Origin of the sequence: Pseudomonas sichuanensis (assembly GCF_024749065.1) — a bacterium.
In the GTDB taxonomy this organism is placed as follows: domain Bacteria; phylum Pseudomonadota; class Gammaproteobacteria; order Pseudomonadales; family Pseudomonadaceae; genus Aquipseudomonas; species Aquipseudomonas sichuanensis.
Map to the genome: position 1 here is coordinate 4,469,300 of NZ_CP087185.1, position 19,648 is coordinate 4,488,947.

Below are 19,648 nucleotides of genomic sequence, written 5' to 3' on the forward strand. Positions count from 1 at the left end.
CATTATCTCTTTATCAACTTCACTTAGCATTTGACTTACCTACGGAAGGATGGAAGTTTGTAACTGCCTTGGTATCCCTATCAAGATAAACCCTATAACTAATCCCATTATAACTTGAACTATAAACAGCCTGACCGCCTTCAACAGCCTCTTCATATTTAAGAAGCGCCGCCCTCAGACCTCCAAAATACACCCTATCCGTTGGATGCTTAACATCATCATAGACAGTTTTCGGCCTATCAAATTTCTTTACACCAATCACAGTCCCGTCCCGCTCCAGTAAATCCAGCCCATAAAAAACCTGAGTAACCCCATCCACATCGCCTGGAGCTTCCGAAATAATATGCAACTGCATTTCATCCACTACCCTCACAAATTCACTTCGACTATGTGCCCCTTTAACTCCATGTTTTTTGGAAAAACCATCATACCTCTCCATATGTTGCTTTATCCCCTTGTTAACTGGCATTCCCCGATAGGTGAATACCTCCGGACAACACGCCTCCAACCCCAACGGATCCACCCACCCCGTCGGGTTCACACCATACAAATACCCATTAACCCCACCCGCCAGTCCAATCGGATCCGGCGTCAGGTACCGCCCTGTCTGTGGGTTGTAATAACGGTGCCGGTTGTAATGCAGCCCGGTTTCTTCATCGTAGTACTGCCCCTGGAACCGCAGGGGGTTGTCGACCTGGTCCACGTCCAGCCGCAGCACGTGGCCGTAGGCGCGGTAGCGCGCCGACCAGCGGATGCGGCCGTTGGCGGCGGTCAGCTCCTGGGGAGTGCCGAGGTGGTCGAGGTGGTAGTGCAGGGCCTCGGCGGGGGTGTCGCCGTCGCGTAGCAGCATCACCATTGGGCGAAAGCTGCCGGGTTCGTACACGTAGCTGCGCCAGCGGCTTTGGCAGTGCTCGGCCAGCAGGCGCTCGCCTTGCCAGATGAAGGCGGTTTCGGTGCCGTCGACGTCCTTGGACACGCGCCGTCCGAAGGCATCGTAGCGGTAGCGGGCCTGGCGGCCGTCGGGCAGCTGGACGCTGGCGAGGCGGTGCTGGCTGTCGTACTGGTAATCGGTGACCAGCTGCTGGCCGTGGCCGCGGCGTTCGCTGGCCTGGTTGCCGAAGCGGTCGTAGCTGTAGTGGCAGTCGCCGTGCATCAGCAGGCGGTTGGCCTGCACCTGCACGTCGCGGGGGTCGCCGCGCAGGCCGCTCTGGGCCAGGAGGTTGCCGGCGGGGTCATGGACGAAATACTCGGCCAGTTCGCCGCGCACGCTGGTCAAGCGGTCGAGCGGGTCGTAGTGGTAGCTGCGGGTGCCGCGGCGGGTGTCCTCCAGGCGTGCCAGGTTGCCGCTGTCGTCGTAGTGGTAGCGGCGCATGAACACCGGGCCTTCCTTGCGATCGACCCGTTGGCTTACCAGGCGGCCCTGGCCGTCATGCTGGAACTGGCTGAGCAGCTCGCCCTGCTCACGGGCCAGTTCCTGGCCGAGGCCATGGCGGTGGGCGGTGAGGCGCTGGCCGTCGAGGTCGATGGTTTGCAGGTGGCCACCGGGCTGGTAGCGGTAGTCGAGGCGGCTGCCGTCGGGCAAGCGGCAATGGCTGACCTGGCCCATCACGTCGTAGCCGTAGTGCAGGGTCGCCCAGCCCTGGTGCTCGGTAACCAGGCGGTCGCACAGGTCGTACTCGTAGGCCAGCGGCCAGTGGCCGTCGTCCACCCGCACCAGGCGGCCCAGGGCGTCGTACTGGTGGCTGACCTGCTGGCCGTCGGGCAGGGTCTTGACCAGTAGCCGGCCTTGCTTGTCGCGGGTGTAGCGGGTCAACCAGGGCTCGCCGTCGTCGCCCAGCTCGGTCTTTTCCAGTAGCTGGCCATTGAGGTCGTAGCCGTAGCGGGTGACGCGCCCGTCGAAACCGGTTTCTTCGGCGAGCAGGCCGTTGGCGTGGTAGGCCAGGCGGTAGCATTCGTCACGCTCGTTGATGACTTGCGACAGTTGCAGCTGGCCGTTGTCGTAGCGGTAGTGCAGGCAGCTGCCATCGGGGTTGATGCGCCGCGACGGCAGGTGCAGGCCGCCCTCGTACTCGAAGCGGGTCACCCGGCCCTGCTCGTCGCTTTGCGCGGTCACCCGGCCATAGGCGTTGTACTGATAGCGGCGCACACCGCCGCCAGGCAGCGACACTTCGCTCAGGCGCCCGGCCAGGTCCCAGGTGTACTGGGTGGCCGAGGCATTCTCGCGCAGGCGCATCACCAGGCGGCCGAGGGCGTCGTAGCGGTAGCGCCGCGAACCGCCGCCGGGCAGGGCTTCGCTGACCAGTTGCCCAGAGGCGTTCCAGCCCAGCTCGTGCAGGCCGCCGTCGGCCTGGCGGATGGCGACCAGGCGGCCCTGTTCGTCGTAGCGGTAGCCGGTGACCTGCCCGCAGGGGTCGGTCTGGCTGAGCACATCGCCCTGGGCGTTGCGCTGGTACAACCAGCGCGCCTGGCCACGGCGCACCTCGCACACATGGCCGTCGCGATAGTGGTAGTGGGTAGCCTCGCTGTCCTCGGGGCGCACCGACAGCAAGTAGCCGGCGTCGTCGTAGCTGTAGAAGGTTTCGGCACCCAGCGGGTTGCGCTCGCCGATCAGCCGGCCCTTGGCGTCATAGGTCTTGTGGTGCTCGGCGCCGTCGGCGTCTACCTGGCGCACCAGCCGGGCCTTGTCGTCGTGCTGATAGAACTGCTGGCTGCCATCGGCGTTGTGCACCGTCACGCCGCCCTGGCCGTCCCACTGGTAGCGAGCCTCCAGGCCCGGCACGCTGGACCAGTGGCGCACGCAGCGGGCGTGCCGGCCCTCGCCTTCCCACTCCCAGTAAAACGCCGCGCCCCCCGCCAGCTGGCGCTCGAGGATGACGTTGGCGGCGTCATAGCGGTAGCGCTCGCGCTCGTCCAGGCCATTGCCGGCCTCGGTCAATTGCCCGGCGTCGTTGTAATGGTAGGTGGCCAGGATCGCCACCCGCACCCAGGGCGCCTGCTCGCGCCCCTTGCTGTCGTACATCGACTGCCAGAACTGCTGCTCCACCGTCACCAGGCGGCCTTGCTGGTAGCTCAGCAGCAGGCGGTTGCCGGCGCCGTTGTCGATGTGCTGCAAGCGGCCGCTGTGATCGTACGCCAGGCTTACGCGGTTACCGTAGGCGTCGCTCAGGGCCATCAGCCGGCCATCGATGAAGTGCAGGTAGCGTGGGCGCGCGCCGGCCTCGGCGATCACCAGCTCGCCGTCGGCCTGGCCCAGGTAGATGGCCGCGCTGCACAGGCTGTTGCCGATCACCGGGCGCTGGCTGTCCGGCATCGGGAAGTGGGTGCGGCGGTTTTCGTGGTCGCACCACAGCACGCCCTGGCCGTCGGCCTGCAAACGGTGGCACAGGCTGTGGCTCCAGCCGGGGCCCAGGCCGTGGTCGATTTCAGCCGCACTGGTGCGGTACAGGCGCACCCACTCTACCGGCAGCACGCCGAACAGCTCGGCATCCTTGAGGGTAAGCAGTTCCTCGCCGGTGACCATCGACACCGGGCAGCGGTGGGTGGCGGTCTCGTCGGCGCGCTGGGCGGGTTTGTCGCTGGGGGTGCGCGGCTGGCTGGGGGCATCGGGCAGGTCGAGCTCCTGCTCCACCCGCAGCGTGCTGTGGCGCTTGCCGCGCACCACCGACACGGCATCGTCCACGACCAGGTCGAGGTCCTGCGCGGCGCTCTTGATTGCCAGCGGTACCTTGGCCGCGCTGTTGACCTCGACACTGCCGCCGGTCAAGAGCGGCTGGGCGCGTTTGGTATGGGTCGCCAGGGCATGCTGGCGGCTGAGGTCGATCAGCCGTTGCAGGCCGTCCAGCAAGCCGTCGGCCCCCCGGGCGGTATTGCTGGCGTACTTGAGGCCCTTGGCGGTGAGGCGGAACGCCAGCCCCAGGCCGCCGGACAGCACGATCCCCAACAGCACATCCAGCAACAGCCCGGCATTGAGCATGGCGTAAGCCTGGGCTTGCCACTCGGGCGGGCTCAGGGCCAGCCACTGCAGGATCGCGGTGGCGTAGTAGAACATCAGCAGCTCGTCGTCGAGCATCAGGAAGGCGGTGTGCAGCAGGCTGCCGGCCTGGGCCTTGAGCTTGTCGAAGTCGGCCTCGCTGATGAACTGCAACAGTTGGTCGCGCGCGCCGTCGAGGTTGAACAGCAGCTTGACCAGGGCCTTGAGGTCGTCGAACAGGTTCATCAGCACGCTGCCGACACCCTTGGCCATTGCCTTGTGGATGTCGTTCACGCGCTGCATCGACCCCACCGGCGGCATGCGGTCCCAATGTGGGGCGATACGTTCGGCCCACTCGCCGTCCAGCCAGCCCTTGAGCTGGTCGAGCAGGCTGTCGTACGAGGCGTACAGGGCCTGGACCTCGGCCGGGCTGACCTTGGGGTGGAAGTACAGGCGATAGCGGCGGTTGGCGTGGCAACCGCTGATGGTTGCCTGGCCGTTGGCATCGAGCACCCCTTCGAAGCGTTGCGGGGTCTGGCCCGCCGCCACCTGCTCGACCAGTTGGTAGGGGGTGCCGCCGATGGGCACGAAGGCCAGGCTTTCGAAGCGGTGCACGATATTCAGCACGCCATTGGCCGGGCAGTTGGCGTAGCCGGTGATGCGCCGTTCGCCAAGGCCCTTGGCCTGGCGCATCACCTCGTTGCCAACACTGTCGGTGAAGCGCAGCTCTTGCTCCAGGTCCAGCGCCCAGCCCAGCAAGAAGCTGTCCTGCAGCGCTTCGAAGGTGGCGAGGCTGTGCTGGCGGAAGGCGGCGATGCGTGCCGGGCCATCGGGCTTGTGGGCGTCGAGATTGTCGAGGAGGAACTTGGCGTAGATGATCAGGCTCATGGCGTGATGTCCTTGTTCACGTGCGCCAGCAACCGTTCCAGGGCTGGCGGGTCGAGCGGAGCACCCAGGGCCAGGCGCGCGACCTTGCAGCGCAGATTGGCCTCGGGGAGGGCGAAGTAAAGGTCGGCATGGGCCTCGCGCAGCCATTGCATGAGGTTGTCCAGCACCGGGCCGGGGTCGTGGCGGTGCAGGCGCTCGAGTAGCGCGGCACTCACCTGCCACCAAAGGAAGGGTTCGATGTTCAGGCGCTGCGCCTGGCGCAGCGGACGGGCCTGGCCGTTGCACCAGACGCGGCTGAATACCGGCAGCAGCGGCGCCTCGCCTGGCGCGTGGTGATCGAGCAGGGCCAGCAACTGATGGCCGTCCCACAGACGCGGGAACACCGCGGTGCCGTCGGGCAGCTTCACCTGGGTCAGGCTGCGCAGGTAGTCGAACACCAGGGTCGGTGAATGCGAGGACACCGCCAGCCAGCCCCAGTCAAGGCAGCGCTGGTTGCCGCACCAGGTGAGGAAGTCCCCTTGCGGCGCGGCCTCCACCAGGTAAGGCATGGCCTCCAGCCAGCCGGCATAGGGGGTACCTTTCCACAGCGGCTGGGGCACGTGGGAGCCATCGCGCTGCCGGTAGGCGGCCAGCGTATCGGCCTTTGCAAGGCTGCCGAACACCAGGTAAAGCCGCTCACCATCAGCCAGCGGGCTGGCTGCCAGCCAGTCTTGGGGGGCAAGGGATTCAAAGCTCACAGGCACCCTCCTTGCACCGCTCGCATTCCTCGCAGAACGCGGCATTGCGCCGGAAGGTGTCGAGCTGCGCCTGGGTCAGCGGCAGGCCCGAAACCGAGCGTTCGGCCTCAGCCGTGATACCCGGCAGCACTGGCGCGGCCGGGGTGCCGGCGGCGACCTGGCCACTGGAGTCGACATACAGCGAGCCACCCACGGTTACCCCGCCAGCCGCGATCCGCACGAAACCACCGCCCGCCCGTAGCACCACCTCGCTGCCGGCATCCAGCACCAGGCGCTTGCCGGCCGACAGGTGGATTTCCTGCCCGGCCTCCACCAGCAAGGCCTGGCCCAGGGTGATATGCCGGCTGTTGGCGACGGTCAGGTGGTCGTCGCCGCGCAGCTCGGTCTTGCGATCGCCGTGCACGGTGCGGTGTTGCTGGGCGTGGTACTCGCTGTGTACATCGGCCAGCACAGTGTCGTGGCGCTCATGGCCAACGTGGCTGCGCTGGTCGTGGCCGATACGCTGCTCCCAGTCACGCTGGGCGTGGATGTAGATCTGCTCCTGGCCGGCGCGGTCCTCGATACGCAGCTCGTTGTGGCCTTCGGCGGCGGGCGAGCTGCAGGTCTTGAACACGCTGCGGGTCTTGTTGGCGGGCAGCTCATAGGGCGGCTGGTGCTCGGCGTGGTACAGGCAGCCGGTGACCAGCGGCCGGTCGGGGTTGCCGTCGAGGAAGCTCACCAGCACTTCCATGCCCACCCGCGGGATGACCAGCCCGCCGTACTGGTTACCGGCCCACTGGCTGGCGACGCGCAGCCAGCAGCTGGACTTTTCATCCAGCCGGCCATCGCGATCCCAGTGGAACTGCACCTTGATCCGGCCAAGGCGGTCGCAGTGGATCTCCTCCCCTTGCGGGCCGGTCACCCGGGCGGTCTGGGCGCCGTGTACCCGAGGCCGGGGGCTGGGGGCGGGCGGCCGGTAGGGGGTGCCCCAGGGCAAAGCCTTGAAAGTGTTGCGGTAGCCTTGCCAGGCCTCGCCGGCGGTGCTGGCGGCGGCCTCCTCCAGCACCTGGGGCTGGTGGCCCTCGTGTGTCACCTCCCCCAACAGCCAAAGCGCGTTCCAGGCGGCGCGCGGATGTGCTTCGAGGGTGAAGAAATGACCGCAGCGCAAGGCCGGTTGGTCACTGTTGCCTTCGGCTTGCAGGTAGTCGGCGCGGTGGCCTTCCAGGGCCCGCTGGCTCAGTTGGCGGCCACGCTCGCGGTCGGTGAAATCCCCCGGGTAGCCGTAGTCCTCCAGGTCCGGCTGGGGCACAGGCAGTTCGGGTTGATGCTGGGCTTCGAGCAGCAGCTTGGGCTTGAGCGGGTCGTAGTCGCGCCGGCTGACCCGCCCGGTACGCGCCGCCACCCGCGCGCCGAACTGGCTGACCACCGGCTGCTGCGCGACCTGGCCGCTGTCCGGCGCGAAGGGGGTGGGCCGCGCCAGGCGCGGGAAGGCGCTCTGCTCGTCGCCAAACACCAGCAGGTGGGCGTCGGCACTATGCTCGAAGTGGTAGTGCAGCCCCTCCTCCTCGCACAGGCGCTGCACGAAGGCGAGGTCGGTCTCGTCGTACTGGGTGCAGTACTCGCGTTTTGGGTATGGGGTGGGGCCGAGGCGGAACACGTAGGCGTCGGCGAGAATACCGTGAGCCTTGAGCACCCCGGCGATGATCTGCGGCACGTTCTGCTGCTGGAAGATCCGCAGGTTGCGGCAGTGCGCCAGGCTGGCCAGGCGCGGCACCAGCTCCAGCCGGTAATGGGTCAACCGCCGCCCGCTGTCAGCCTGAGCGACGCTGGCGACCTGGCCGTGGAAGCACTGCTCATCGTTGCCGACCCGCAGCGTGGCCAGTTTGTGCAGCAGGCTTTCGAGGTCGAGCGACGGGTCTTCGCTGACCAGTTCGAGGTGGAATGAATAGGGGCAACTCAGTGCCTCTGCCCCTTTGAAACGCAAAACCTGCAAGTCCGTTTGAACACCATGAACCTGCAAACTGAAAGGGGGTTGATCGCCAGGGCCGGACATTCGCATTCCTTATGACAGGTACGTCCAAAGCTCCCCGCTTGCATTCCGTGCAAGTAAGGGGTCGCTCTAGAGCGATAAATAAGCACCCGAATCATAAGGCAATGAAAATGCGCAAGTTTCTGCGCACCCGCACACAAATCAATGATTTAAAAGAAGAATTACGAAATTACTTCAAATCGTTACTTATAAAAATAACGCAGAATTTTAACTTCCCTGCATTTATCAATTCAGATGCTTCCTATACGCGAATAGGAAGGATCCGAATAATTAAGTAAATATTTAAACAAACTTATAAACAGCGCCCGGCACAACCAGGCCGTTTCAGACGGGAACAGCCAGAATGAACTCGCGATACCCGGACAAGATCACGTACACCGCGAAGTAACAGAAGATCGCCGCCGACAGCAGGTACGACCAGGTCAGCAGCCGGTCGCCAAGCAGGCGCCCGCCGTGGCTGGCGATGGTGCACAGTGATACGCACCAGAACAGCCCGGCAGCGAAGAAGCCACTGAGGAACAAGCCCGCATCCAACGCGCTGCCGCCACCGGACCGGGAGATCAGTACACCGCCAACGGCGGCGAACCAAAGGATCGCGGTAGGCGAGGACATGGCCAGGAAGATCCCGCGCAGGAACTCGCGCCAGCCCGACTCGATCACCACCTCGCGGCTGGCCTCCATGTGCCCGCCACGCCAGGCCGCCAGCAGCATCTTCACGGCGAACCACACCAGCAACGCCGAACCGCCCAGCCACAGGGTCCAGCGCACGCTTTCGAACTGCAGCAACACGGTCATCCCGGCCAGGGCGGCGATGGCATAGACCAGGTCGCCGACGCAGGTACCCAAGCCCAGCCAGAAGCCCTTGAGAAAACCGCGTTGCATGGCCAGGGTGATCATGGCGATGTTGGCCACGCCGATGTCCAGGCACAGGGACAGGCTGAGGAGGAAACCGTTGGAAAAAGGCATGGCGCACTCGGTGCAGTGAGAAAGTTGGCCAATTGAACACTGGGCGAGGGGCGCCGGTATTGGAAAAAATTGCGCCTGTTCAGGCCATCGCCGCCTGCTCGAAGACCTCATCAGCCCATTGGTTGAGGCTCTTGCCGGCAGCATGGGCGGCAATACTGGCGGCCGCATGGACTTCCGGGCGGATGCGCAGCATGACTTTGCCAGAGGCTGGTTTTTCAGGGGTGATGCCCTGCTCGGCGCAATCGGCCAGGTAATCGTCCAGCGCCTCGCGAAACGCTTCATGCAGCTCGGGAACGGAGCTTGCGTGGAAGCTGATGATATCGCGCAAGCCAAGTACACGGCCGACGAAGATATCGTCACGTGCGTCGTAATCGATGCGGGCGGCATAGCCCTTGTAGCGCATGCAGCTCATGGTCGGACTCCTGCCCGCAACAGAAACTCGCGGGCTTCTTCAATCTAATACCGCCTGGCCTCCCTGCCAGGATGTGGGCGGTGGCATCGCCAGCACTGCTCACCCAGCAGGATCTTCACTCGGGAGCCCTGCCGTTCAAGTACCTGGCCGCCGAGGTACAGCACCAATGCCTCGATTTCAGCGAAAGGCAGTGATGCCGTGGTCGGCGTTCGGAAAATACTGTCCAGGATCTTGCGATATCGTGAGTTCATCGGAAAATGCTATCAAATTAAGATAGCACCTCCGTCCACAACATTCATTCAGGATTTTTCATCACCCGCCAATACCCGCGCATAGCGTTCACGGTCCACATTCGCCCCGCTCAACACCACCGCCACCCGTTTGCCGGCCTGGCGCCCACGCTCCTGCATCAGCGCAGCCAGCGCCGCAGCCCCTGCCCCTTCGGCGGTGTTGTGGGTGGTTTCGTGATACAGGCGCATGGCGCTGGCGATCTCGTCATCGCTCACCCGCACGATACGTGCCGCATGCTCGCGCACCAGCGCAAAGGCCTGCGGATGGGGGACCCGGCAGGCCATGCCGTCGGCAAAAGTGTTGGCGCTGGCGGTAGTGACGATGCGGCCCTGTTCGAAGCTTTGCGCGTAGGCATCCGCCGCGCCGGAGACCACACCGACGATCTCGGTGCGCAGCCCCAGCAGGTTACGCGCCTGGATCAGCCCGCAAATGCCCGACCCCATGCCGATCGGCACATACACACAATCGAGGTCGGCGACCGCCTCGAACAGCTCCAGGGCGTAAGTGGCAACGCCCTTCACCAGTTCCGGATGGAACGACGGCACCATGGCATAGCCACGCACTTCGGCCAGGCGGGCCGCCTCTTCACGCGCCACGTCGAAATCGACGCCGTGCTCCACCAGTTCGGCGCCGAGGGCGCGCATGGCGGCGTTCTTCTCCCGCGAGTTGCCTTCAGGCACCACGATCACCAGGGGCAGGCCAGCCTGGCGTGCCGCCAAGGCCATGCTCTGGCCATGGTTGCCACGGGTGGCGGTGACCAGACCACGCGGCAACACAGCCTGCGCCAGCAGCGAGCGCACATAGACCAGCCCGCCGCGCACCTTGAAAGCGCCGGTGGGCGCGTGGTTCTCATGCTTGACCCACAACTGGCAGCCAAGCCGCTCGGCCAGCAGCGGCCAGGCGTGCTGCGGGGTCGGCGGGACGTGCTGATGGACGTAGGTGGCCGCTTCACGCAGCGCGGGCAGGTCGAACATGACGATCATCCTTCATCGGTACGAGGTTGAACCGATCCTAAGCGCCGGGCATTGTATGGGTCCAAAGTTATATTGCATGGGTGGCAATATCGTGTGGACTCCAACCCTGGCCGATGACGGCCAGCCGCGTTACCTGGCATTGGTGGCAGCCATTGCCGAGGCCATCGAACGCGGTGAACTCAAGGTGGGTGAGCGCCTGCCACCGCAACGTCGGCTGGCCTGGACCCTCGGCCTCAACCCCAGCACCACGCAGCAGGCCTACCGTGAAGCGGCGGCGCGGCACCTGGTGTCCGGCGAGGTGGGGCGTGGCACCTATGTGCTGGCGGGAAGCAAGGAGGCCACGCTGTTCCGTCTCAAGCAACCGGACCAGCAGCAGGCGGTCATCGACCTGTCGACCAACGTGCCGGTAGCCGACCCGCATAACCTGGACCTGCAACACAGCTTGCAGGCCCTGCTCAGCCAGGGTGAAACCGCACTGCTTGAACACTACCTGGGCCCCGAGCAATTGCTACTCGGCCGTGTGCAGGGTGCCCGCTGGCTGGCCAATCGCGGCCTGACCCTGGCGCCGGATGAACTGCTGCTGTGCGGCGGTGCCCAGCAAGGCCTGACGACGATATTGCAGTCGCTGTGCCAGGCCGGTGAGCCGGTCATGGTCGAGGCGCTGACCGCCCCCGGCATCAAGGCCGCCTGTCGCCAACTGCGCCTGCCGGTGCATGGTGTGGCGCTGGATGAGCAGGGCCTGTGCCCAGAGCAACTGGACCGGGTTGCCCGCGCCAGCGGTGCGCGCATGCTGGTGACCACCCCGACCCTGCACAACCCCACCGCTGCCTGCCCCAGCGACGAACGGCGCCAGGCCCTGGCCGACGTGGTCAGGCGCCACCAACTGCTGGTGATCGAAGATGACGTGTATGGAGCGCTGGCAGACAGCCCGCCGCTGTATCCGTTGCTGGAGGGCCGCGGCATCCTGATCAGCAGCCTGTCCAAGACGGTCGCGGCCGGGCTACGCCTGGGCTGGATCGCCGCCCGCCCGGGCTTGCTCGAACAGATCGACCCCCATGCCCAGGCCACCCACTGGCCGGTTTCGCCGCTGAATTTGCACATTGCCTGCCAGTGGATTGCCGACGGCACCGCCGCACGGCGGCTGGCCTGGCAAAGGCAGGAGATCGGCGAGCGCTGGCGCCTGGCGCGGGCGATATTGGGCGATCACCTCGTGGCCGGTGCAGTGCCTTCACCGCATGCCTGGGTCGCCACGCCTGGCGATGCCGAAACGCTGGTGGGGCGCTGCCGCGCGCAGGGTGTCGAGGTGGTCCCGGGAGTGTGTTCGCGATTGGTACGCAAACGCTGCAGGCGGTGCGGATCAGCCTGTCGGCGGCACTTGGCCGCGCCCAGTTGAAGCAGGGGCTGGAAATTGTTGCCCGGGTGATGGCGCAACAGGCGTAAAGGACCAGCGGTTTGCAAGGCCTGTACGGGCCTCATCGCTGGCAAGCCAGCTCCCACTCTGATCGCGCACGGCTCGAGGTCAGCGCGGTCGAGGTGGGAGCTGGCTTGCCAGCGATGAGGCCCGCACAGACAACACAGGACAGTTGCTCCCACAGGGGAAAGCAGCGGCTTGTCGGCGATGACAGGGCCAGGCTCAACCCTGCTGGCAACCCTCGCCCATGGCACGGTACTGCAGCGTGTGCACCTGCCCTTGATGATCCTCATAGGTCATGGTGGCGGGTACCACTTCACAGACGTTGGGGATGGTCGACAGGTTGATCACGCGCTTGATGTCGAGGTTGGTGGAGTAATCGTACTGCTCGACCACGGGTTGGCTGGCGGCGGGCTTGGCCTCGTCTGCCAGGGCGAACGAGGACATACCGACCAATGCAAGAATCAGTAGGGCTTTCATGGGCAACGACCTTGATGGTTTTCAAGCTGATCGAGTGACTTCTGATGCCGTCAATGGCGCGGAGAAGTTGTCATCGGCGATGCAGATGACACGAAGTACCGATCCCGCTGTGTCGTACTGCTGGGGGGATGAGGAAAATTCTACTCCCCGCCTGGAATAGTTGAACCCCGAAGTAGGACAATCACCCTTGCCGGTTTTGCAACAATCTGCGACAAAGCCAGGCCCTGATTGTTACCCGCCATTGCATTGCCTTTGACCATGCCCACCCTGACCTTCACTCACCTCCCTCACCTGCAACGCCGCCTGCTGGACCATTTCTACCGCCAGCACGGTTCACGCATGCGCGCCGCCGGTGAGGGCGAGCAGTGGGTGGCCCGCGCAGGCGACATGATCGCAGGGATGAACCTGATAAGCGTGACGGGCGGCCGCTGGCTGACCGGGCTGTTCGTCGCGCCGGGCTGGCGTGGCCAGCGGGTGGCAGCACGGCTGATCGAAGCAGGCTTGCAAGGCAGTACTGGCCCCACCTGGCTGTTCTGTGAGCCGCAACTGGCACCCTTCTATGAGCGTCTGGGCTTCAGCGTTACCGAGCAGTTGCCCGAAGCACTGGCCTCGCGCCTGGCCCGCTACCGGCGCAGCAAGCCATTGGTGGCGCTGGTGCGCAATCAGTCCTCGGCCACATCAAGCCCGGGGAATAGCACTTCGGTGTAGCCGAATTTGCTGAAATCCTGGATGCGTGAGGGGTAGAGCCGGCCGATCAGGTGGTCGCATTCATGCTGCACCACCCGGGCATGGAAGCCGTCGGCGAAGCGGTTGATCGGGTTGCCCTGCGGGTCGATGCCCGAATAGCTGATGTGCTTGTAACGTGGCACCACACCCCGCAGCCCCGGCACCGACAGACAGCCTTCCCAACCGTCCTCGACCTCCGTGGCCAGCGGCGTGATCACCGGGTTCAGCAGAATGGTCGTGGGCACCGGCTCGGCGTCCGGGTAGCGCTCGCTGCGCTCGAAACCGAAGATCACCAGTTGCAGGTCGATACCAATCTGCGGCGCCGCGAGCCCCACACCGCCGACATGACGCATGGTCTCGAACATGTCGTCGATCAGCTGTTGCAGTTCGGCGCTGCCGATCATCGCTGCGGGCACGGGCGGGGCGATGCGCAGCAGGCGTTCGTCGCCCATCTTGAGGATGTCACGGATCATCGGGTGCTCGACTCGTGGGGGTGAGGTTCGGATGTCACCGGGTGTTCATGGCCAAGCACGGTGATGGTTTCCTGCGGATTGTCATGGGCAAAGCCCTTCTCGCCAGGGTTCTTGCCCTCACTCGACATATGCTCGATCACCGCGTTCATCTCCGCACCCAGCAGCAGCACGGCGGCAGAAATGTAGAAATACAGCAAGAGCACGATGATCGCACCAATGCTGCCGTACATGGCGTTGTAGTCGGCGAAGGTCTTCACGTAATAGGCAAAGCCCAATGACGCGATGATCCACACCACCACCGCCAGCACCGAGCCCGGGGTGATGAAGCGAAATTTCTGCTTCACGTCGGGCATCACAAAATAGATCAGCGCCACCGCCACCATCATCAGGATGATGATCGCCGGCCAGCGCAACACGGTCCAGACGATGACCACCGCCTCCTGCAGGCCTACCTGGGCGGCGATCCACTCCATGACCTGCGGCCCGAGCACCATCAGCGCAGCGGCGGCCAGCAGCATGCCGGCGATGCCGATGGTGTAGATCACCGACAACGGAATCCGCTTCCACAACGGCCGCCCCTCGGGCACGTCATACGCGGCGTTCATCGCGCTCATCATCAGGCGCACGCCCGCCGACGCGGTCCACAGGGCAATCACGATACCCACCGAGAGCAAGCCGCCTTTGGATTGCTGCAACTGGTCGATCACCGGGTTGACCTGCTCCAGCGCCTGCGGTGGCAGCACCAGCTCCGACTGCAGGCGCAGCCAGGAGAAGAAGTCCGGCAAATGCAGGAAACCGATCAGGGCGATCAGGAACAGCAGGAAGGGGAACAGCGAGAACAGCATCTGGTAGGCCATAGCAGACGCGTAGGTGGACATCTCGTCGTCAAGGAACTCCTTGACGGTGCGCACCAGCACGCGGTGCAGGGGCAGGCCGCGCAGGTCGGGGAAAATCATAGCGTCTCCTTTCGCCGCTTGATCATCTGAGGGTCTGGCTTACTACAGGGGAAGGCCTGTCAATGCAGACAAGTCTAATAGACCCTGCCGCAGCTGTGGTTGCTCAGTGCGCAGGTTAAGAAAAACGCCACACCCGCCCCCACGTCGTGGGAGCGGGCTTGCCCCGCGATCAGCGCTTCAGGGTCATGGCTTCTTCAACGCATCCTTGGCCTTGCCCACCGCCTGCTGCGCCTCGCCCTTGAGCTCCTGGGCCTTGCCTTCGGCGCGCAGCCGATCGTTGTCGGTCACCTTGCCGACGCCTTGCTTGATGTTGCCCACGGCCTCGTTGGCCAGGCCTTTGGCTTTGTCTTTGGTGCCACTCATGGGATCTCTCCTTGCGCGAAAGACACGGGAAATCGTGCCGACAGTGGGTCGACCCGCGCCCCTTTGCCAGAGTTTCAATCGGTTCGATTGCCGCCAGCCGAACGGTAAACAGCGGGCGAATACCGCACCGATTCACCTGCCACGACGCCGCGAAGCCGAACGGCTGCCCTAGAATCGCCCCCAGACAGCCCGCCCGATCACGGCGTGGCGCATAACAACAAACAGTCAGTGGAATCCCGCACCATGCGCTTGATGCCTGCGCTGGCAGCCCTGCTGCCACTACTCCCCTTGTCCGCTCACGCCGTTGCGCCTCCCCAAATACAGACGCTGACCGTCAACCGCTATGCCGACGACGGCCAACCCGGCACCCTGCGCTGGGCCATCGAAACCAGCAACCTGAACCCCGGCCACTACCGCATCGATATCGCCGCCGTGGGTAAACCGCCCCATGTGATCCGCCCGAATCGAGCGCTACCGGAAATCAAGGGGCCGGTCAGCATCACCGGCCTGGCCTGGGCCCGCGACGGCCAGTACATCACCCTCGATGGCTCGGGTTATATCAAGGACCAGGGCGTACACACCTGCCCTGGCGCCCTGCCCGGCCAGTACGGCACCAACGTGCGCACCACCACCAACCCTGGCCTGGTGCTGCGCGATACCCAAGGCGTGCACCTGCAGGGCCTGGAAGTGCGCAACTTCTGCATCGGCATCCTGATCAACCGCGCCAGCCACAACGTCATCGAAGACAACCGGATCGTCGCCAACAAGGGCGGCGCCGGAATCATGCTGACCGGCGACGACGGCGCCGGCAACCCGACCGCCACCACCACGAACAACAACAAGGTCCTGCGCAACCAGCTGATCGACAACGGCGATGGCCTGGAGCTGACCCGTGGCGCGGCCTTCAACCTGGTAGCCGACAACCTGTTCCGCTCCACCCCTGCCAACCCGGAACCCTCCCAGGGCATCGAGATCCTGCTGGGCAACGACAACAGCGTGGTGCGTAACCGCTTCGAAAACTACTCCGACGGCCTGCAGATCAACTGGGGCAAGCGCAACTACCTGGCCGCCAACACCTTCAGCGGCAACTCCATCGGCGTCAGTGTCACCGGCGAGGGCAATATCCTCGACGGCAACCTGATCCACGGCAACCGCATCGGCGTGGCGCTGCGCCCGGAGCCGGAGATCACCGCCACCCGCCTCACCGCCAACCGCATCTGGGGCAACAGCCAGGATATCCGCCGCTGCGAGGCCGGGGGCTCGTGCGTGGCCGACCAGCGCACCGGCGCCATCGTGTTCGGCGTGCCGGCCCAGGCCCATGCGCTGTACGTGGGCTCGCGCGGCATCGGCGCGCAGTTGGCGACGCAGGACCAAGCCATCATCTGCGACGGCAAGGGTGAACCCAAACCCTGCCAGCCGCTGCCCAACCATAACCAGCAGCCACCGACACTGCTCGCCCTGCAAGGCAATGTACTGCGCGGCGAGGTGCAGGGGCCGGCATCAAGCCTGCTGCGGGTCGAGCTGTTCGGTAATGCCCAGGCTGAAGCGACCGAGGCCGAGCAGTATCTGGGTGAAGTGCTGGTGAACAGCGATGACAAGGGGCAGGCGCGGTTTGCTCAAGTGCTTGAACAAAGCGAAGGGCTGCAAAGCTTCACCGCGACCGTCACCACCGCTGATGGCGCCACGTCGGCATTGAGCGCCGCACTTCGCCGTTGAGGCCACAGACCTTATCGCCGGCATGCCGACGATAAGGTCACCCCGCGCCCCAGGCAGCCGCTACCGATTTCACGTAGCATGCGCACATACCCACCACCACTGCCCATCGCCATGCTGATCCCCTACGAGCAACTCGAAGCCGACACCCTCACCCGCCTGATCGAGGACTTCGTCACCCGCGACGGCACCGACAACGGCGACGACACGCCACTGGAAACCCGTGTGCTGCGAGTGCGCCAGGCGCTGGCCAGAAAGCAGGCATTCATCCTGTTCGATTTCGAGAGCGAGCAATGCCAACTGCTGGCCCGGCATGATGTGCCGCCGGAACTGCTGGCACCCTAGGCCCCAGGCCTGTTTCAGGCCCGCGCTTTCGCCTGCTGCTCCTTGATCCGCTTGTACACCTCCACCCGGTGCACATCGACATTGCGCGGCGCGCTGATGCCGAAGCGAACCTGGCCATTCTCGACCGACACCACCTGGATGCTGATGTCGTCTCCGATGAAAATCACCTCACCCACTTCACGTCCGATTACCAACATGCTCCGATCCTCCAGCCTTAGGGAAAACCGGAGACTGCCTTGATGGCTTTATCCTACTCAATCACTCCAGGGTGAAAGAGATCTAGCCTACCAACAGAGGTAAAAGGTCCTACAAAAATGCGGCTCAACCATAATGTCAGCCAGTTAAGCCAATTGGGGCCGCCCTGCGGCCCTTCGCGGGTAAACCCGCTCCCACAGGATTGCGCAAAATCTCAAGCTAGCGCTGTACCTGTGGGAGCGGGTTTACCCGCGAAGGGCTGCAAGGCAGCCCCATTAGTGGCTTTGAAGCGCTATCTGACTGGCATCAGGCTCAACCAGCACTCTTGCCGGCCTTGGCGCGCATCTTGACCGCCATATCGGCCATTTCGTCATACAGCCGCTGGGGCGCCTGGCACTTGAGCTGCCAAGCCTGGCGCCCGGTTTCGTGGGGCAGGATGAGGAACTCGCCGGCGGCCACCTGTGCATGAATGTACTCGGCAATATCGGCAGCGCTGATGGGCGAGCCTTCCAGCAACTTGCCCACCTGGGCTTTCATTGCCGGGGTCGGCCCACGGAACGAATCAAGCAGGTTGGTCTGGAAGAACGACGGGCAGACCACGTGCACCGCCACCCCGACCTGGCGCAGCTCCACCAGCAGGCTTTCCGACAGCGCCAGCACCCCGGCCTTGGCCACGTTGTAGTTGCTCATCCCCGGCCCCTGCATCAGCGCGGCCATGGAGGCAATGTTGATGATCCGTCCGCGGCTGCGTTCGAGCAGCGGCAGGAACGCCTTGCAACCCTTGACCACGCCCATCAGGTTGACTGCGATCTGCCAGTCCCAGTCTTCCAGCGACAGCTCGCTGAAGAAGCCGCCCGAGGCCACCCCCGCGTTGTTGACGATCACGTCGCAGCCACCCAGTCGCTGTTCGCAGGCCTGGGCCAGGGCGGTGAGCTGGCTGTAGTCGCGCACGTCGCAGCGCTGGACAAAACCGTCGCCACCGGCGGCGCGCACTTGCTCCAGTGTCTCGCGCAGGCCTGCCTCGTTGACATCGGCCAAGGCCAGCTGCCAACCCTCGCGGGCCCAGCGCAGGGCAATCTCACGGCCCAGGCCGGAACCGGCCCCGGTGATCATCATTCGCTTGTGCATGGTCGCTGCCTTGTACTGAACAGTGGGAATGCCCGGAGTCTAGCGACAAGCAGGGCTGCGCCGGTGTGGCATCAGGCAGCTGAATGTGGGGGTATCGGGCGACGCCGGGGGACCGGCCTGCGTGTACCGACAGCCGATTGAATTATTACCGGCGTGCACAGGTCGGAAATTGTGAGCGGCCAGCATTGTTCCGCGGCCCTTGACCCCCAACCACGCAAGGACTCCGCCATGACCACGATCCTCATCATCATCCTGATCCTGCTGCTGATCGGTGGCTTACCGGTCTTCCCCCACTCGCGCAGCTGGGGCTATGGCCCTTCGGGCATCGTCGGCGTGGTGCTGGTGGTGCTGTTGATACTGGTGTTGCTGGGGCACATCTGACCTAACCAGGCGGCACCAAGCGCAGGTCACCGCGCAGGCGCCGCAACAGCGCCTCGCGGTCCAGCGGCAGTGCAAGGTAGTCGCCCTGGGCGCTCTCGCAGCCCATCCCCAGCAAGGCCAGGTGCTGTTCGGCGCTGGATACCCCGACCACCGTCAGGTGCTGCTCGAGGGCCAGCGCCAAGTTCAGGCAATGCTGGACCACAGCACGGCACCGGGCTTCATGGGGCAGGCCACGAATGAAGCGCTCGGCCAGTTTGATCCGGGTGAACGGTAGCTGGCACAACAGCTGGCTGCCGGCCTGGTCGCTGCCGAACTCGGCCAGGCTCAGCTCGCAACCCAGCGCCCGCAGGCGCAGCAAGTTCTCAAGCTCCACCACGGTGATGTGGTAGAGGCTGCGCCCGCTCAGCTCGAAGCACAGGTGACGCACATCGAAGCGCTGCTGGTGCAGCAAGGTACGAATACGCAACACCAGCGAGCGATCCAGCAGTTGCGGCCCCTTCAGGCGCAGGGTGATGCGCAACCGGCGCCCCTCGGCCTGCAGTTCGCTGTGCAGCGCCAGGCCCTGCTCAAGCAGTAACAACGCCAGTTCATCGAGCAAGCCACAACGTTCCACGGCAGGCAGGAAGATCTCCGGCGCCAGCACCCCCATCAACGGATGGTGCCAGAACGGTATCAGGTCAACGCCAGTGATGCGCCCGTCGCGCAAGTCGAAACTGGGTAGGTAGAACGCCGTGAACTGCCCGTCGCGCATGCCGCCGCGCACCCCTTCCTCACCCGGCCAGAACACCGCAGGGCGAGGTGAGGCCGTATCCACCGGCAGCGGATTCGGCAGGCACTGGCGCAGCATCTCCACCGACAAGGGTGGGTCCAGGTCGGCGATGAAACGCATGCCAAGCCGCTCCACCAATTGCTGTACGCCGCGGCGCATGCTCGGGCTCAGGCTGCAGGTCAACAGCACCGCCCCCGCCAACCTGGCCTTGCCCAGTCGATGGAGGAATTCAAGGGTATCCATGCTGCCGTCGCTCCCGCCCGTCAGGGCACACACCGCCAGATCGACCCGTCCTGCCTGCTGCAGGCACAGCAAGGCTTCATTGATATCCTGTGCCTGCAACACCTCGGCACACCCCAGGTAACCAAAGGTCTTCACCGCGATCACCCGCTGGAAGCGGTGCTCTTCGACTACCAGCACCCGCAACCCGTCTACCTCCAT

The 19,648-nt window shown here is 64.6% G+C and carries 17 protein-coding genes and 1 pseudogene; 5 read left to right on the forward strand and 13 right to left on the reverse strand.

Going from position 1 to position 19,648, the window contains the following annotated elements; genetic code table 11:
- Positions 1-19: 19 nt before the first annotated feature.
- The 6 genes from LOY51_RS20200 to LOY51_RS20225 form a co-directional block, all read right to left on the reverse strand.
- A complete protein-coding gene (locus tag LOY51_RS20200; RefSeq protein ID WP_258642786.1) occupies positions 20-4,858 on the reverse strand; it encodes an RHS repeat-associated core domain-containing protein in 4,839 nt (1,612 codons plus the stop codon).
- Complete coding sequence (locus tag LOY51_RS20205) at positions 4,855-5,595, reverse strand: DUF4123 domain-containing protein (RefSeq protein WP_258642788.1); 741 nt, start codon at positions 5,593-5,595, stop codon at positions 4,855-4,857. The genes LOY51_RS20200 and LOY51_RS20205 overlap by 4 nt, the downstream gene beginning before the upstream one ends.
- On the reverse strand, positions 5,585-7,627 hold the full coding sequence (locus LOY51_RS20210) for a type VI secretion system Vgr family protein (protein WP_125859613.1): 2,043 nt from the start codon (positions 7,625-7,627) through the stop codon (positions 5,585-5,587). The genes LOY51_RS20205 and LOY51_RS20210 overlap by 11 nt, the downstream gene beginning before the upstream one ends.
- A 321-nt stretch (positions 7,628-7,948) precedes the next feature.
- Positions 7,949-8,590: a LysE family translocator gene (locus LOY51_RS20215; RefSeq protein ID WP_258642790.1), complete on the reverse strand. Its 642-nt coding sequence runs from the start codon at positions 8,588-8,590 to the stop codon at positions 7,949-7,951.
- A gap of 79 nt (positions 8,591-8,669) precedes the next feature.
- Complete coding sequence (locus LOY51_RS20220) at positions 8,670-9,002, reverse strand: type II toxin-antitoxin system HicB family antitoxin (RefSeq protein ID WP_125465099.1); 333 nt, start codon at positions 9,000-9,002, stop codon at positions 8,670-8,672.
- Positions 9,003-9,301: 299 nt separating this feature from the next.
- Complete coding sequence (locus tag LOY51_RS20225; RefSeq protein ID WP_258642792.1) at positions 9,302-10,267, reverse strand: threonine dehydratase; 966 nt, start codon at positions 10,265-10,267, stop codon at positions 9,302-9,304.
- A 91-nt stretch (positions 10,268-10,358) separates the two neighbouring features.
- Here LOY51_RS20225 and LOY51_RS20230 point away from each other — a divergent pair.
- Positions 10,359-11,707 (forward strand): annotated as a pseudogene (locus tag LOY51_RS20230) (aminotransferase-like domain-containing protein).
- 193 nt (positions 11,708-11,900) lie between these two features.
- Here the strand turns inward: LOY51_RS20230 and LOY51_RS20235 are convergent.
- Positions 11,901-12,158: a DUF2790 domain-containing protein gene (locus LOY51_RS20235; protein ID WP_125465102.1), complete on the reverse strand. Its 258-nt coding sequence runs from the start codon at positions 12,156-12,158 to the stop codon at positions 11,901-11,903.
- 339 nt (positions 12,159-12,497) lie between these two features.
- Between LOY51_RS20235 and LOY51_RS20240 the strand changes: the two genes are divergently transcribed.
- On the forward strand, positions 12,498-12,866 hold the full coding sequence (locus LOY51_RS20240; RefSeq protein WP_258646691.1) for a GNAT family N-acetyltransferase: 369 nt from the start codon (positions 12,498-12,500) through the stop codon (positions 12,864-12,866).
- Here the strand turns inward: LOY51_RS20240 and def are convergent.
- From def to LOY51_RS20255, 3 genes are all read right to left on the reverse strand, one after another.
- Positions 12,821-13,357 carry a peptide deformylase gene (gene def / locus LOY51_RS20245; RefSeq protein ID WP_125465103.1) on the reverse strand — a complete coding sequence of 179 codons (537 nt, stop codon included), beginning with the start codon at positions 13,355-13,357 and terminating at the stop codon, positions 12,821-12,823. The two genes, LOY51_RS20240 and def, sit on opposite strands and share 46 nt — an antisense overlap.
- Positions 13,354-14,313, reverse strand: coding sequence for a YihY/virulence factor BrkB family protein (locus LOY51_RS20250; RefSeq protein ID WP_258642796.1), 960 nt, complete (start codon positions 14,311-14,313; stop codon positions 13,354-13,356). Before LOY51_RS20250 ends, def begins: the two co-directional genes overlap by 4 nt.
- Before the next feature lie 183 nt (positions 14,314-14,496).
- Complete coding sequence (locus LOY51_RS20255) at positions 14,497-14,676, reverse strand: CsbD family protein (RefSeq protein WP_125465105.1); 180 nt, start codon at positions 14,674-14,676, stop codon at positions 14,497-14,499.
- A 243-nt stretch (positions 14,677-14,919) separates the two neighbouring features.
- Here LOY51_RS20255 and LOY51_RS20260 point away from each other — a divergent pair, with 243 nt between their 5' ends.
- Together LOY51_RS20260 and LOY51_RS20265 are read left to right on the forward strand one after the other, a co-directional pair.
- Positions 14,920-16,392, forward strand: a complete 1,473-nt coding sequence (locus tag LOY51_RS20260) for a right-handed parallel beta-helix repeat-containing protein (RefSeq protein ID WP_258642798.1) — start codon at positions 14,920-14,922, stop codon at positions 16,390-16,392.
- Positions 16,393-16,503: 111 nt separating this feature from the next.
- On the forward strand, positions 16,504-16,734 hold the full coding sequence (locus tag LOY51_RS20265; RefSeq protein ID WP_125466238.1) for a YheU family protein: 231 nt from the start codon (positions 16,504-16,506) through the stop codon (positions 16,732-16,734).
- Positions 16,735-16,748: 14 nt separating this feature from the next.
- Here LOY51_RS20265 and csrA read toward each other — a convergent pair whose 3' ends face one another.
- Together csrA and LOY51_RS20275 are read right to left on the reverse strand one after the other, a co-directional pair.
- Positions 16,749-16,931 (reverse strand): carbon storage regulator CsrA, encoded by a 183-nt coding sequence (gene csrA / locus LOY51_RS20270; protein WP_125465107.1) that lies wholly within the window; start codon positions 16,929-16,931, stop codon positions 16,749-16,751.
- A gap of 310 nt (positions 16,932-17,241) precedes the next feature.
- Complete coding sequence (locus LOY51_RS20275) at positions 17,242-18,057, reverse strand: SDR family oxidoreductase (protein ID WP_125859618.1); 816 nt, start codon at positions 18,055-18,057, stop codon at positions 17,242-17,244.
- A gap of 228 nt (positions 18,058-18,285) precedes the next feature.
- Here LOY51_RS20275 and LOY51_RS20280 point away from each other — a divergent pair, with 228 nt between their 5' ends.
- Entirely contained in the window at positions 18,286-18,438 is a 153-nt protein-coding gene (locus LOY51_RS20280) for a DUF3309 family protein (RefSeq protein WP_110996334.1), read from the forward strand.
- A 1-nt stretch (position 18,439) separates the two neighbouring features.
- Here the strand turns inward: LOY51_RS20280 and LOY51_RS20285 are convergent, their stop codons facing one another.
- Positions 18,440-19,648, reverse strand: coding sequence for an EAL domain-containing response regulator (locus tag LOY51_RS20285; protein WP_125465109.1), 1,209 nt, complete (start codon positions 19,646-19,648; stop codon positions 18,440-18,442).